This is a genomic window from Streptomyces fuscichromogenes (assembly GCF_014645815.1).
Lineage (GTDB): Bacteria > Actinomycetota > Actinomycetes > Streptomycetales > Streptomycetaceae > Streptomyces > Streptomyces fuscichromogenes.
The window spans coordinates 166,597-181,035 of record NZ_BMML01000001.1; the positions used below are offsets into that span (position 1 = coordinate 166,597).

The 14,439-nt window shown below is 72.7% G+C and carries 13 protein-coding genes; 4 read left to right on the forward strand and 9 right to left on the reverse strand.

Translation table 11 applies throughout. From position 1 onward, the window contains the following. Positions 1 to 208: 208 nt before the first annotated feature. Both IEZ11_RS00750 and IEZ11_RS00755 read right to left on the reverse strand, forming a co-directional pair. Entirely contained in the window at positions 209 to 967 is a 759-nt protein-coding gene (locus IEZ11_RS00750; protein ID WP_189260532.1) for an SDR family oxidoreductase, read from the reverse strand. A gap of 161 nt (positions 968 to 1,128) precedes the next feature. Further along, the gene (locus IEZ11_RS00755) at positions 1,129 to 2,127 is read right to left on the reverse strand and encodes a Gfo/Idh/MocA family protein (protein WP_189260533.1); all 999 of its coding nucleotides are present in this window, start codon (positions 2,125 to 2,127) and stop codon (positions 1,129 to 1,131) included. Positions 2,128 to 2,276: 149 nt separating this feature from the next. On the opposite strand from IEZ11_RS00755, the gene IEZ11_RS00760 reads away from it, so the two are divergent. The 4 genes from IEZ11_RS00760 to IEZ11_RS00775 all read left to right on the forward strand — a co-directional run bounded on the left by IEZ11_RS00760 (position 2,277) and on the right by IEZ11_RS00775 (position 6,626). Then, positions 2,277 to 3,590 (forward strand): multidrug effflux MFS transporter, encoded by a 1,314-nt coding sequence (locus IEZ11_RS00760; protein WP_189260534.1) that lies wholly within the window; start codon positions 2,277 to 2,279, stop codon positions 3,588 to 3,590. After that, positions 3,530 to 4,723, forward strand: coding sequence for a serine hydrolase domain-containing protein (locus IEZ11_RS00765; protein WP_189260535.1), 1,194 nt, complete (start codon positions 3,530 to 3,532; stop codon positions 4,721 to 4,723). The genes IEZ11_RS00760 and IEZ11_RS00765 overlap by 61 nt, the downstream gene beginning before the upstream one ends. Continuing rightward, positions 4,720 to 5,718 (forward strand): small ribosomal subunit Rsm22 family protein, encoded by a 999-nt coding sequence (locus tag IEZ11_RS00770; protein ID WP_189260536.1) that lies wholly within the window; start codon positions 4,720 to 4,722, stop codon positions 5,716 to 5,718. The genes IEZ11_RS00765 and IEZ11_RS00770 overlap by 4 nt, the downstream gene beginning before the upstream one ends. A gap of 176 nt (positions 5,719 to 5,894) precedes the next feature. After that, positions 5,895 to 6,626 (forward strand): bifunctional DNA primase/polymerase, encoded by a 732-nt coding sequence (locus tag IEZ11_RS00775; protein WP_189260537.1) that lies wholly within the window; start codon positions 5,895 to 5,897, stop codon positions 6,624 to 6,626. Between the two features lie 107 nt (positions 6,627 to 6,733). Here the strand turns inward: IEZ11_RS00775 and IEZ11_RS00780 are convergent, their stop codons facing one another. The 7 genes from IEZ11_RS00780 to IEZ11_RS00810 form a co-directional block, all read right to left on the reverse strand. Beyond that, the gene (locus IEZ11_RS00780) at positions 6,734 to 7,750 is read right to left on the reverse strand and encodes an SCO2278 family lipoprotein (RefSeq protein ID WP_229712759.1); all 1,017 of its coding nucleotides are present in this window, start codon (positions 7,748 to 7,750) and stop codon (positions 6,734 to 6,736) included. Then, a complete protein-coding gene (gene efeU / locus IEZ11_RS00785; RefSeq protein ID WP_189260538.1) occupies positions 7,683 to 8,582 on the reverse strand; it encodes an iron uptake transporter permease EfeU in 900 nt (299 codons plus the stop codon). The genes IEZ11_RS00780 and efeU overlap by 68 nt, the downstream gene beginning before the upstream one ends. A 3-nt stretch (positions 8,583 to 8,585) precedes the next feature. Next, positions 8,586 to 9,866, reverse strand: coding sequence for an iron uptake transporter deferrochelatase/peroxidase subunit (gene efeB / locus IEZ11_RS00790; RefSeq protein ID WP_189260539.1), 1,281 nt, complete (start codon positions 9,864 to 9,866; stop codon positions 8,586 to 8,588). A 10-nt stretch (positions 9,867 to 9,876) separates the two neighbouring features. Beyond that, positions 9,877 to 11,010, reverse strand: coding sequence for an iron uptake system protein EfeO (gene efeO, locus IEZ11_RS00795; protein ID WP_189260540.1), 1,134 nt, complete (start codon positions 11,008 to 11,010; stop codon positions 9,877 to 9,879). Between the two features lie 161 nt (positions 11,011 to 11,171). Then, complete coding sequence (locus tag IEZ11_RS00800) at positions 11,172 to 11,993, reverse strand: heme ABC transporter ATP-binding protein (RefSeq protein WP_189260541.1); 822 nt, start codon at positions 11,991 to 11,993, stop codon at positions 11,172 to 11,174. 326 nt (positions 11,994 to 12,319) lie between these two features. After that, positions 12,320 to 13,366: a FecCD family ABC transporter permease gene (locus tag IEZ11_RS00805; RefSeq protein ID WP_189260542.1), complete on the reverse strand. Its 1,047-nt coding sequence runs from the start codon at positions 13,364 to 13,366 to the stop codon at positions 12,320 to 12,322. Continuing rightward, positions 13,363 to 14,373, reverse strand: coding sequence for a heme/hemin ABC transporter substrate-binding protein (locus tag IEZ11_RS00810; protein WP_189260543.1), 1,011 nt, complete (start codon positions 14,371 to 14,373; stop codon positions 13,363 to 13,365). Before IEZ11_RS00810 ends, IEZ11_RS00805 begins: the two co-directional genes overlap by 4 nt. Between the last annotated feature and the right edge of the window lie 66 nt (positions 14,374 to 14,439).

Here is a 14,439-nt window from a genome sequence, read left to right on the forward strand (position 1 = left end):
GTACCCGCAGTCCCGCGCGGGTCCACCCCCACCCCGGTCCGGTGGAACGGCTGCCGCCTCCCCCCTCGGTGTGGTCGGCGGAATGCCAGATCCTCAACTGTGAAGTTCTGGTGGAGAAGAGTTGAGCATAGGCCCGTTACCGGCCGCAATACCGCGGACGTCGGCATTCCGAATGTGCAGGTTGCGGACTGTCCGACTGAACGGCCGTTCAGCCCCGGCCCACGTACGGCATCGCCGTCGCCAACACCGTCGCGAACTGCACGTTCGCCGTCAACGGCAGCTCGGCCATGTGCCGCACGGTCCGTGCCACGTCGGCGACGTCCATCACGGGTTCCGGGGTGATCTCCCCGTTCGCCTGCATCGCGCCGGTCCGCATCCCGGCCGTCATGTCCGTCGCCGCGTTGCCGATGTCGATCTGCCCGACCGCGATGCCGTACGGCCGCCCGTCCAGGGACAGCGACTTGGTGAGGCCGGTCAGCGCGTGCTTGGTCGCGGTGTAGGCGACGGAGCGCGGGCGGGGCGCGTGCGCCGAGACGGAACCGTTGTTGATGATCCGGCCGCCCTGCGGCTCCTGCTCCTTCATCTGCCGGAACGCCGCCTGCGCGCACAGGAACGCCCCGTTGAGGTTGGTGTCCACGACGTGCCGCCACGCCTCGTACGGCAGGTCCTCCACGGCCACCCCGCCGGGCCCGAACGTCCCCGCGTTGTTGAACAGCAGGTCCACCCGCCCGAACCGGTCCACGGCCGCCGCGAACAGCCCGTCCACGTCCTCGGGCCGCGCCACGTCCGTGCGTACGGCGAGCGAGGCGCCCTCGGGCACCAGCGCCGCCGTCTCCTCCAGCGCCGCCGGGCGCCGGCCGGCCAGCGCCACCGACCAGCCGGCCCGCAGGAGTTCGGTGGTCACGGCGCGTCCGATTCCGGAGCCGGCGCCGGTGACCACGGCGATCTTCGGTTGCTTTGTGTTCATGGGGCCGCAGCGTAGGCGCTCCGCTGGGGAGGGCCGCGATATCCGGTCGTCGGGTGTCTGCGGCTGCGTTGTGGCTGGTCGCGCAGTTCCCCGCGCCCCTTCGGGGGCGCTTTGAGTTCGGGGCGCTTTGAGTTCGGTGCGCCCTTTGCTTCGGGGTGCTTTCAGCGCTCGTCCGGGTAGTGGACGCCGATCTGCTCGCGGAGGGTGTCCAGGGTGCGCATCACCGCGAGGGTGCCTTCCAGGGGGACGAGGGGGGACTCCTTCTCGCCGGCCCGCAGGGCGCGCATGACCTCACCGGCCTCGTGCCGGAAGGTGTTGCGCGGGCCGTCGGCCGGGTCCAGGGCGAACTCCTGCGGGTCGCGCCCGTCGCGGTGCAGCACGAAGCGCTCGGGGTTGAAGAAGCCGTCCGGGACGTCGATCCGGCCCTGCGAACCGGTGACCGAGGCGGTGGTGCCGGTGCCGCCGACGATGGAGCAGTGCACCGAAGCGAGAGCACCGCTCTCCCAGGAGAACAGCGCAGCCGTCTGGAGATCGACGCCCTCGTCCGAGAGCACCGCTCGCGCCGACATCCCGTCCGGCTCCCCGAGCAGCAGCTGCGCGAACGACACCGGATACACCCCCAGGTCGAGCAGCGCGCCCCCGCCGAGCAGCGGGTTGCGCAGCCGGTGCGCCGGCGGGAACGGCCCCTCCAGACCGAAGTCCGCCCGCACGGTCCGGACCTCGCCGATCGCCCCGTCCGCGACCAGCGCCGTCAGCCGCCGCACCAGCGGGTTGCAGTACATCCACATCGCCTCCATCAGGAAGCGGTCGTGCTCCTTCGCCAGCGCGACCAGCTCCCCGGCCTCGCGGACGTTCATCGTGAACGGCTTCTCGCACAGCACGTTCCGCCCCGCCGCCAGGCACAGCCCGGCGGCCGCCCGGTGCGCCGAGTGCGGGGTGGCGACGTACACGACGTCGACGTCCTCGTCCCGGGCCAGCGACTCCCAGTCGCCGTACGCCCGCCCGATCCCGAACCGGTCCGCGAACGCCGCGGCCGACTCCGAGGAGCGCGAGGCCACCGCCACGATCTCCGCGTCGGGCAGATCGACCAGGTCCGCCGCGAACGCGGCCGCGATCCCGCCCGTCGCCAGGATCCCCCAGCGCACGCTCTGCTCACCCATCCCGGCCGCCCACCCTCGCTCATGTGTTTCTCGGCAGTCTGTACGAGCTGAGAGCATATGCGGGGGCCATCGGAATCCATCAAGAGCGGACCCGACCGCTGGACCGACGAGGACCGCGAGACCTTACGAAGTACGAAGACGGGGGACACATGCCCGACCAGTCGGCGCCGTCGGCGCCGTCGACACCGGCCGCCCAGGGCACCGCCGCGGCCGCGCCGCACGGCCCTGCCGCCCGCCGTACCGGCTTCCTGCTGGTCCTGGCCCTCGGCGGGCTCACCGCGACGCCCCCGCTGGCGATGGACATGTACCTCCCCTCCCTGCCGGAGGTCACCCGCACCCTGGGCGCCCCCGCCGCGACCGTCCAGCTCACCCTCACCGCCTGCCTGGCCGGGATGGCCCTCGGCCAGCTGGTCGTCGGCCCGATGAGCGACCGCTGGGGCCGCCGCCGCCCGCTGCTCGCCGGTCTCGCCGGCTACGTCGTCGCCACCGCCCTGTGCGCCGTCGCGCCGGACGTCTGGACCCTGGTCGCCTTCCGGCTGGTCCAGGGGCTCGCGGGCGCGGCCGGCATCGTCATCGCGCGAGCCGTCGTACGCGACCTGTACGACGGGGACGCCATGGCCCGGTTCTTCTCCACCCTGATGCTGGTCTCCGGGGCCGCCCCGGTCATCGCCCCGCTGATCGGCGGACAGATCCTGCGGGTGACGGACTGGCGGGGCGTCTTCGCCGTCCTCACGGTCGTCGGGGCGCTGCTCGCCGCGCTGGTCTGGACGCGCCTCCCGGAGACCCTGCCGCCGGCCGGCCGGCACGCCGGGGGAGCGGCCGGGGCCGTCCGCGCCATGCGCGCCCTCCTCGCCGACCTGCCCTTCACCGGCTACATGCTCGCGGGCGGGTTCGCCTTCGCCGCGCTGTTCGCGTACATCAGCGCCTCGCCCTTCGTGATCCAGGAGATCTACGGCGCCTCCCCGCAGACCTTCTCCCTCCTCTTCGGCCTCAACTCGGTCGGGCTGGTGATCGCCGGACAGGTCAACGGAAAGGTGCTGGTCGGCCGGGTCGGCCTGGACAAGGTGCTGGGCGCGGGCCTGGTGGTGACCGTGCTCGCCGCGACCGCGCTGCTGCTGATGGCGACCGGCGCCCTCGGACCGGTCGGGCTCGCCCCGGTCGCCGCCGCCCTCTTCGTGCTGATGTCCGCGATGGGCCTCACCCTCCCCAACGCCCAGTCCCTCGCGCTGCTGCGCACCCGGCGCGCCGCCGGATCCGCGTCCGCGCTGCTCGGGACCTCCTCGTTCCTCGTCGGCGCGGTCGCCTCGCCGCTGGTCGGGATCGCCGGGGAGAGAACCGCCGTGCCCATGGCGATCGTCCAACTGTCGGGGACACTGGTGGCGCTGGCCTGCTTCGTGGGAATGTGCCGTCCCTGGGCAGCACGTGGGAACACCCGTGCGAGGCCGGAGGGAGCAGAGAGCTGAGCGTACCGAGACTGCGCGTCGAGACACCGGAACGGGCCGGTCTCGACCCCGCGGAACTCAGTCACCTCGTCCGCGAGGTGCACGGCCTCACCACCGGTGAGCCGCCCTGGGCGGCCGGGGCCGTGGTGGTCGCCGGACGCGGACCCGTGATCGCGGTGCAGGAGGCGTCCGGCTGGGCCGTGCGCTACTCCGCCTACGACCCCGCGACCGACGCCGGCACCGGACTGCCGCCCGCCGCCCGGGTCCCGATGACCGTCGGCACCCCCTGTGACCTGGCCTCTCTCACCAAGCTGTTCACCGCGGTGGCCGCCGTGCAGCAGCTGGAGCGCGGCACCCTCGGCATCGACGCCCGGGTCGGCGCCTACCTCCCCGACTTCCACGGGACCGTCGCCCACGGCATCACCGTCCGCCAGCTCCTCACCCACACCTCCGGACTGCGCCCCGAACTCCCGCTGTACGAATGCCCCGACGACACGGCCCGCCTCGACCTGCTCCGTGCGGAGGTCCCGAGCAGCGCCCCCGGCGCCTACCGCTACTCGGACCTCAACATGCTCCTCCTCCAGCACGTCCTGGAACGGATCACCGGCCGCCCCCTCGACGTCCTGGTCCGTGACGGCATCACCCGTCCGCTCGGCATGGACGCCACCGACTTCGGCCCCTGTCCCGGCGCGGCGGCCACCGAGGACCAGCGGCGGCCGTGGGCCAAGGCGGACCGGGGGATGCTGCGGGGCGTCGTGCACGACGAGAACGCCTGGGCGCTGGGCGGCGTGGCCGGGCACGCGGGGCTGTTCTCCACGGGCCGGGACCTGGCGGTCTTCTGCCGCGCGCTGCTCGCGGGCGGCGCGTACGGCACCGCGCGCATCCTCGGCCCCGACTTCGTGGACCTGCTGCTGGCCCCGCCCGGTCTGGGTTTCCTGGTGGACCAGCGGTGGTTCATGGGCGAGCTGGCAGGACACGGCGCGGCGGGCCACACCGGGTTCACCGGGACGAGCCTGGTCCTGGACCGGGCCACGGACACGTTCCTGGTGCTGCTGGCCAACACGGTGCATCCGCGCCGCCGCCCTGGCGACAGCGCCCCGCGGGCAGCGGCCGCGACCCGCCTCGCCCGCGCTGTCCATACAATCACCGGGTGAGTCACCCCACCCGCCCCGCCCACTCCGTCTCCCCGGCCGACCGGCTCCGCGCCGCCCTCTCCGACCTCCTCGACGGGCTGCCCCCGAAGCAGGCCGCCGGAGCGGTGGAGCGGCTGATCGCCAACTACCGCGGGGCCACCCCGACCGACGCGCCGATCCTGCGGGACCGGGCGGACGTGGTGGCGTACGCGGCGTACCGGATGCCGGCGACCTTCGAGGCGGTACGGTCCGCGCTGGCGGCGTTCGCGGACGCGGTGCCTGAGGGATGGGCGCCGGGGAGCCATGTGGACGTCGGCGGCGGGACGGGCGCCGCGACCTGGGCGGTGACCGACACCTGGGAGGGCACGCGGCCGGTGACGGTCCTCGACTGGGCCGAGCCGGCGCTGGCCCTCGGCCGGGAGATCGCCGCGGCGAACCCGGTGCTGCGGGACGCCTCATGGCAGCGCTCTCGGATCGGAGCGGCGCTCACCATCGAGAGCACTGATCTCGTCACGGTGTCGTACGTCCTCAACGAGCTCGACGCCGCCGCCCGTACCGCCCTCGTCGACGCCGCCGCGGCCGCCGCGCAGGCCGTCGTCATCGTCGAGGCCGGCACCCCCGCAGGCTACGCCCGGATCATCGAGGCCCGGGACCGCCTGGTCGCGGCCGGCTTCCATGTCGCCGCCCCCTGCCCGCACAGCGCCGCCTGCCCGATCGTCCCCGGCACGGACTGGTGCCACTTCTCCGCCCGGGTCAGCCGCTCCTCCCTGCACCGCCAGGTCAAGGGCGGGTCACTGCCCTACGAGGACGAGAAGTTCAGCTACGTGGCCGCCACCCGCTTCCCGCCCGTCCCGGCACCGGCCCGGGTGGTCCGGCGCCCCCAGATCCGCAAGGGCCAGGTCCTGCTCGACCTGTGCGAGACCGACGAACAGCTGCGCCGCACCACGGTCACCAAACGCCACGGCGACCTGTACAAGGCGGCCCGGGACGCGGACTGGGGAGACACCTGGCCGTAGGACGCGTGGGGCCTGTGGGGCCTGTGGGGCCTGTGGGGCCTGTGGGGCCCGTGGGGTCAGTGAGGGTAGTGAGACCCTCTCGCCTCTGCGAGAGGGTCTCACCCCTCGTACCCTCCTTCGCACCCACTTGGCCCCATAAGGCATCCTGGCCGGACCACAGCAAGGCGAGGCGATAGATGAGCGCGACGTTCGGCGGCCCGAGCGGCCGGCAGGGCAAACTCTCCCGGTGGCTCCGCGGGCGCCGTCCGAAGGACGCGGCCGCCGCCGACGACCCGGGCCGCGCGGCCCTGCTGCTCGCCGCCGCCGGGGCGGGCCTCCCGCTGGCCCCCGCCGCGCATCCCGCGCCCGGCTACGGCTGCTCCTGCGACCGCGTCGGCTGTCCCACCCCGGCCCGGCACCCGGTGTCGTTCGCGTGGCAGACGCAGTCCACCACCGACCGCGCCCAGATCGAGCGCTGGGCCCGGCACCAGCCGCAGGCCAACTTCATCACCGCGACCGGCATGACCCACGACGTCCTGGACGTGCCCCTGGAGGCCGGCCGGCAGGCGCTGGAGCGGCTGCTCGCGGGCGGCGTCGAGGTCGGTCCGGTCGCCGAGAGCGACGACGGCCGCCTGCTCTTCTTCACCCTCACCCGGGGCACCCCCGAGGACGAGGACGAGTGGTGGCCCTGCGAACTGGACTGCCACCCGGAGACCATGGACGAGCACCCGGGGCTGCGCTGGCACTGCCGGGGCTCCTACGTCCTGGTACCGCCCGCCCGGCTGCCCGGCGACGGCGACCGGCGGGTGCACTGGGTCCGCGGCCCCGAGCACCCGCTCCCCGACCCGCTGAGCCTGCTGGAGATCCTCACGGACGCGTGCGCCCGGTACGCGGGCGAGGAGGCCGACCAGGTGGGCGTCGGCTGGTAGGTGCTCTGCGGGAAGCACAGGGTTGGGTTGTCGGTCGTCTGCGGAAGCGTGGGGCTGGGCGCGCAGTTCCCCGCGCCCCTGACGGGGCGCCGTTCAGGGGGCGCTGTTCAGGAACCCTGGGCCGAGGTCAGGCCCTGGATGCGGCCCAGCACCGAGACCTTGCCGGTGCCTGCCGGGTCCAGTGCGACCTGGTTGGAGACGAACTGCATCGTCAGCGACTGCTTGACCTCGCCCTTGGTGAGCGCCTTGACGTCCTGGTTCGGCGTCGGCACGGAGGCGCCCGCGGCCGCCGTCTGCTTGGCGTAGTAGCGGGTGGTGAAGAAGACCATCGCCCCGCCGTCGGAGGTCCGCAGCGCGAGCGGCGCGTAGTCGCCGTCGGTCAGCGGCTCGTCGATGTACTGGGTGGCCAGACCCGGCTTGGTGGACTTCTTGCGGTCCGTGCGCCAGCCGCTGGTGTGCGCGCCGTCCGCGAAGAGGGTGCCGCCGCTCTTCAGGTACCTGACGTAGTCCCGGCTCAGGTCGCCCGGGGCGGCCGCGAACCGGGTGCTGTTCGCCGGTACGGCCTCGGCCCAGCCGTCCTTGTCGGTGCTGAACTTCGGTACGTCGTCCGGCGCGACCAGCGTCAGATACGCCACCTGGAACGGCGCGGAGAGGCTGTTGCGGGTGAAGACCAGCAGCCAGCGGTCGTCGCCGCCCTTGTTGCCGTGCGCGTCCGCGACGAACCAGCGCGGCCAGCCGGCCTTCTTCGGGATGGTGTACGTGACGTCGTCGAACTCCAGCGAGGAATGGCCGGAGTTGCCGCTCGGACTGTTGACGTGCCCGGCCTTCAGCCGCGCGGAGTCGATGTCGGCGAGGGCACCGGTCGTGTAGTCCGCGTCCAGGGAACTGTCGTAGGCCTTGTCGGCCTTGTTGTAGGCGTCCGTGAACTGCCGGAGTGCCTTGGCGGCCGAGGCGCGGGTGGTGGCGGGGAGCACCTCGCGCTCCCCGTGCACCACCACGCATCCGCTCGCCGTCATCGACAGGGCGGTCAGCGAGACCGCCAGGAGCGCGTTCCGGTCACGTCTGCGGAGCCTTCGAGGGCCGCGATCCCTGGTCGTCAGGTGCGTCATCAGGTGCCGTGCCATCAGGTGCCTTCACCTTCCCCTTCCCGGAGCCGAACCCTACCGGGGCGAAGAAGAGTGCGAGCGTCGGGACCAGGTACAGCAGCCACACCGTGACCTGGAACACGGTCGGGTCCGGCTGGAAGTTGAAGACGCCCTTCAGCAGCGTCCCGTACCAGCTGTCCGGCGGAACGGTGTCGCTGATGTCGAAGGCCTGGTTCGTCAGCCCCGGGATCCAGTCGGCCTCCTGGAGGTCGTGGAAACCGTAGGCCAGCACGCCCGCGGCGACCACGACCAGCATGCCGCCGGTCCAGGTGAAGAACTTGGCGAGGTTGATCCGCAGGGCGCCCCGGTAGAACAGCCAGCCGAGGAACACCGCGGTGGCCAGGCCCAGGGCGACGCCGACCAGCGGGCGCGGGGTGCCGTCGCTCGCCGCGTGCACGGAGGCCCACACGAACAGGGCGGTCTCCAGGCCCTCCCGGCCGACGGCGAGAAAGGCGGTGGCGACCAGCGCACCCGTGCCCATCGCCAGGGCCGCGTCCAGCTTGCCGTGCAGCTCGGCCTTCAGGTGCCGGGCGGTGCGCCGCATCCAGAACACCATCCAGGTCACCAGGCCCACGGCCACGATCGACAGCGACCCGCCGAGCGCCTCCTGTGCCTGGAACGTCAGCTCCTGGGAGCCGAATTCGAGCGCGCACCCGAAGCCCATGGCGATGAGGACCGCCACCGCGATGCCGATCCAGATCGGCTTCAGGGCGTCCGTGCGCCCGGTCTTGACCAGGTAGGCGATGAGGATGCAGACGACGAGGGACGCCTCAAGGCCTTCCCGCAGTCCGATCAGGTAGTTGGAGAACACGGATCACGCCCCCTCGGCGGACTCGGCGGACTCGGAGGACTTGGCGGACCCGGAGAACAGGGCCCGGCCCCACCAGTCGTCCGTGTCCCGGACGCCGGGCGGAACCGCGAAGACCGCCGAACCCACGTGCTGGATGTACTCGTTGAGCGCGTCGGACGCCGACAGCCTGCGCTGGAGCGGGATGAACCCCTTGCGGACATCACGCATGTAGGCCAGGAAGAACAGTCCGGCGTCGAGCCGCCCGAGCCCGTCCGTCCCGTCGGTGAAGGAGTAGCCCCGGCGCAGGATGGTGATCCCGCCGTTGGAGTCCGGGTGCGCGAGCCGCACATGGGCATCGGGCTTCATGGCCTTCAGGAACGGCGCGTCGTGCTCCTTGGCCTTGCCGACCGGGGCGCCCTCACCCTTGTCCCGGCCGAAGACGTCCTCCTGCTCCTGGAGCGAAGTCCGGTCCCAGGTCTCGATGTTCATCCGGATCCGCCGCGCGACCAGGTACGACCCCCCGCTCATCCACGCCGGTCCGTCACCGTCCGCGGACCACACGAACTTCTTCAGGCGGTCGGTCTCGGTCCCCGCGATGTTGCGGGTGCCGTCCTTGAACCCCATGAGATTGCGGGGCGTCTGCGCGTCCGGGGTCGTCGACGAGGTCTTCCCGAAGCCGAGTTGGGACCACCGGATGGCGACCTTGCCGAAGCCGATCCGGGCGAGGTTGCGGATGGCGTGCACGGCGACCTGCGGATCGTCGGCACAGGCCTGGACGCAGAGGTCACCGCCGGTGCGGGCGGCGTCGAGGTTGTCGCCGGGGAAGCCGGGCAGATCGACGAGCGCGGCCGGCCGCTGCCCGTCGAGCCCGAACTTCCCGAAGAGGGACGGCCCGAAGCCGATCGTCAGCGTCAGCCGAGACGGCTTGAGTCCGAGGGCCTCACCGGTGTCGTCCGGCGGCGCCTCGGCGAGCCCGCCGTACGCGCCCTCGCCGACGGCCTTGCCCGCGGTCATCCGCCGGGCCGCGGCCGTCCAGTCCTTGAGCAGCTGCACGAACTCGGCCCGGTCGTCCGTCTTCACGTCGAACGCGGCGAAGTGCAGCCGGTCCTGGACGGGCGTGGCGATCCCGGCCTGGTGGGCGCCGTGGAACGGGACGGCACCACCGGTGTCGGCGGCGACCGGGTCGGCGTCGCCGCCGGCCTCGGCCATCGCCACCGCGCCCCCGGCGACGGCGGCCCCGAGCGCGAGCCCGGCCCCGCCCCACCCGATCAGGGACCGACGCGACGGATTGACTTTCTCACCCATGTCCCGCCCCTTACTTGACCACGGCCGCGGCGAGCTTGGACAGCGGCTCCGCAAGGGCGTTGACCGCGTCCGACAGCTCCTTGCGCTGTGCCTCGGTGACCGTGTCGTACGAGACGAAGCCGTCGGAGGTCTTGTCCGTGCGGTACTTGTCGAGCAGCGTGTCCAACGCGGCGAACTGCTTGTCGAGTTCGGCGGCGAGCGCCGCGTCGTTCTTCTGGGCGACCGGCTTGAGCAGCTCGTACGCCTTCTGCGCGCCGTCCACGTTGGCCTTGAAGTCGCTCAGGTCGGTGTGCGAGTAGCGGTCCTCCTCGCCGGTGACCTTGCCGGTGGCGACCTCGTCGAGGAGTTCCTTGGCGCCGTTGGCCATGGAGGTCGGGGTGATCTCGGCCTTGCCGACCCGCTTCTGCCAGTCCGTCAGGTCGGCGAGCAGCTCATCGGCGAGGGCCTGCTGCTCGGCGCCGGCCTTCCTGTCCACCCACAGCGCCTTCTCCAGCGCGTGCCAGCCGGTCCACTTCTGGCCCTTCTCCAGGTCGTTGACGCGGGTGTCGGTCTTGGGGTCGATGTCCCCGAACGACTCGGCGATCGGCTCGGTGGTCTCCCAGCCGACCCGGGAGGGGGCGTAGGCGTCCTTGGCGGCGTCGATGTCCCCGGCCTTGATGGCCTTGACGAAGGTCTCCACCTTCGGGATCGTCGCGTCGGCCTGCTCCTGCGCGTACTCGCGGTAGGCGGCGACGGCCGCGTCCAGCTTCGGGTCGCGCTTGGCGACCGTGCCGCCGGTGACGGTCAGCTTCTGCCGTACGCCGTGCCCCTTCATCCCGGGCCGGCAGGCTATTTCGTACGACCCGGCCTTCACCTCGGCGGTCAGCGTGTACTTCGTCCCCGGGCCGATGTTCTCCTTCTCCGACACGATCCGGTCGTCCGGGAAGAGGATCTCGACCTCGGTGGCCTTGGAGCCCTTGTTCTCGATGGCGAGCGTGACGTGGCCCGCCGGCACGGACTTGGTGGACGTCTCGCACTTCGAGTCGGCGGCGGTGACCTGGATCGCGTCGTCGCCCTTGGCGTCGCTCTTCGCCGTGCAGGCCGAGAGGGCGGTCAGGGCGGCCACGGCGGTGGCGGCGGTGACGGTGAGTCGGACGGCACGCATGCAGGCTCCAAGCGAGGTGGTGTGGTGAGGCTGGCCTAACTTACCTGAGGCTTACCTGACTCATACCCGTCCGGGTGGTGATTCACCAGACACAGAAAGATCACAGACACGGCTTGATATCGACGTCCTAAAACCAACGCCAAGGAAAGGCAAAGGAAAGGTCAAGGGCTGCGTCTCGGGGCGACGACGGCAACTCCCGTCCGCGGATGCGGAAACACCTCGACCGGCTGGTCGTAGACCTCCGACAGCAGCCGCTCCTCGAACACCTCGGCGGGCGGGCCGTCGGCGGCGACCCGGCCGGCGCGCAGGATGGCGACGCGGTGCGCGTAGGCGGCGGCGAGGGCGAGGTCGTGCAGCACCACGACCACCGCGTCACCGGCCCGCGCCCGCTGCCGGCAGAGCCGCAGCACCAGTTCCTGGTGCCTGAGGTCGAGCGCGGCGGTCGGTTCGTCGAGCAGCAGCACGGGCGCGCGCTGTGCGAGCACCCGGGCGAGTGCGACCCGGGCCCGCTCGCCGCCGCTGAGCGCGCCGAACGACCGCTCGGCGAAGGCGGTCACCTCGGTCGCCGCCATCGCCTCGGCGACGGCGAGCTCGTCCTCGTCGGGGTCGGCGCCGCCGTACGGCGCCCGACCCATCTCCACCACGTCCGCCACCGTGAACGGAAAGGAGAGGGCGGCCGACTGCGGCAGCACGGCCCGCCGGAGCGCGAGTTCACGCGCGGACCACTCCGTGGCGGGACGGCCGAAGACCCGCACCACCCCGCCGCCGGGCGCCACATCACCGGCGAGGGCGGCCAACAGGGTCGACTTCCCGGCCCCGTTGGGCCCGACGAGAGCGAGCACTTCCCCGCCCCGGGCGACGATGTCGACACCGACGAGAACGGACCGCCCGCCGAGCCGGACATGCACCCCCTCGCCCTCGGCGAGAACCGCACCGACAGCCGGGGGAGGGGGAGGGCCGGGATTCGGACGGCGGAGTCTCATGAGCGGGGTTCTCCGATCGATCGGCTGCGGTCATTTCGGCACCGCCGGACAACACCGCGGTGGCGCAGCACCGTTGCGGCGGAAAGAGAGCGAGCGGGGCGGCGACAGCGCCCCAAAAGGGGCGCGGGGAACTGCGCGAGCGGCCACGGCGGCGCCGGGCAGTGCCCTGAAAGGGGCGCGGGGAACTGCGCGAGTGGGCACGGCGGCGCCGCACCTGACGACGGACCGGTAGTGCCCTGACAGGGGCGCGGGGAACTGCGCGTGCGGCCACGGCGGTGGTGTGCCCGGCGATGGACCGGTATCCGCCCGCGGCGCGATCCGCATCGTTACGCCCACCCCCCTTGTCGGCGTCGTGTCCTGCGCAGCAGCCAGAAGAAGAACGGGCTGCCGAGGAGGGCCGTGAGGACGCCCAGGGGGAGTTCGGCCGGCGCGGCCACCGTGCGGGCGGCGAGGTCGGCGGTCAGCAGGGCCACCGCTCCCAGCAACGCGCTCCCCGGGACGAGGAAGCGGTGCCCGGGGCCCGCCGCCATCCGCAGAACGTGCGGGACGACCAGCCCCACGAAGCCGATGATCCCCGACACACTCACCGCCGCCGCCGTGAGAAGGGCGATGACCAGTACCAGCGTGAGCCGCAGGCGCTCCACGTCCACGCCCAGGTGCCGGGCCGGGCGTTCGCCGAGGGAGAGCAGGTCGAGACGGCGGGCGTGGCAGGGAGCCAGGGCGAGGCCCAGCAGCGCGCACGGCAGCACCGCCAGCACCTTCGGCCACGTCGCCTGGGACAGGCTGCCGAGCTGCCAGAACGTGATCTGGTTGACCGCCGCCGTGTCCGCGAAGAAGAGGAACAGCCCGATCAGCGCCCCCGCGAACGCGTTCACCGCGATGCCCGTCAGGATCAGGGTCACCACCTCCGTACGGCCCCCGGAACGGGACATCGCGTACACCAGCAGCGCCGTCGCCAGCCCCGCCGCGAACGCGAACACCGACACCGTCCAGGCGCCGAGGAAGTCGAGCCCGAAGGCGATCACGCCCACCGCCCCCACCGCCGCCCCCGAGGAGACCCCGATCACCCCCGGCTCGGCGAGCGGGTTGCCGAACACCCCCTGCATCAACGCCCCCGCGCACCCCAGCGAGGCACCGACGAGCAGCGCCAGCACGATCCGCGGGAAGCGGACGTTCCACAGCACCGACTCGGGGACCCGGCCGAGTGCCGTTCCGCCCAGTCCGGCGCGGTGCAGGACCGAGGCCAGCACGTCCCCGGTGGGGATCGGATACGCGCCGAGCCCCGCCGCCACCGGCACCAGTACCAGCAACGCCGCCACCAGCCCCACCGTGAGCAGCCACCCGGCCCTCGGCCCCGGTCCGCGCCCGCTCACTTCGCGCCGTCCCCGTACAGCTGCGCCACCACCGACTTCAGCACCTGGTCCGTCCGCGGCCCGTAGTTGAGCAGCACCCCGTCCTCCACCGACACCACCCGCCGGTCCATCCCGGCCGGCGTCTGCGCCACCCCCGGGATCCGCACCAGACCGTCGATGCCCCCGACCGACTCAAGTCCCTTCGTCATGACGAGAATCGCGTCCGGCGCGGCCTTGACGAGCGCCTCGGTGGTGAGCGCGGTGAAGTCCTTGGTCAGCCCGGACGCGGCCCCGGCGTCCACGGCCCCCGCCGCCGCCAGCAGCGAGGTGGCCCCCGACCCCCGCCCGCCGATCAGGTACACGGAGGCCGAGCCGCGCAGGTAGAGGAAGGCGACCCGCGGCTTCGTCCGCTCGTGCGGAACCGCCGCGCGCACCACGGCGATACGGTCCTCCGTCCGCCGCGTCAGCCGTTTCCCCGCCGCCGGTACGCCGAGCGCGCCGGCCACCGCGGCGATCCGCGGACCCACGTCGTCCAGCCCCCGCGCCGGGCCGACGAGCAGTACCGGGACGCCCGCCTCGCGGATCTGGTCCATCGCCTCCGCGGGGCCGGTGGTGGTCTCGGCGAGCACCAGGTCCGGCTTGAGGGAGAGCACGCTCTCCGCGGAGACGTCGTGGTTGCGGGTGACGACCGGCAGCTTCGCCGCCTGCCGGAAGGTCGCCGTGATGTCCCGGGCGACGACCCGGTCACCGAGCCCGAGCGTGAACACGATCTCGCTGAGGCTGCCGGAGAGCGGCACGATCCGCCGGGCCTGGCGAACCGTCACCTTCCGGCCGTCGGCGGACGCGACGGTGACCGGGAGCCGCGGCGACGGGGTGCCGGTGAGCGGCTCGACGCGGTTGGCGACGGCGGCCGCCGGTTTCGCGGCCGCGGCCTGCGGTGAGCCTCCGCAGGCGGTCGCCGTCAGGGCGAGGGCGAGGGCGAGCAACGGGACCAGTGCTCCCGCCAGTCGGGTGCGCAAGCGTCGCACGGTCGTCCGTCCGTTTCTCTCGGGTCACCGGTGACCGCTGGGGGCGGCCTGGCGCAAAGCTTAGGT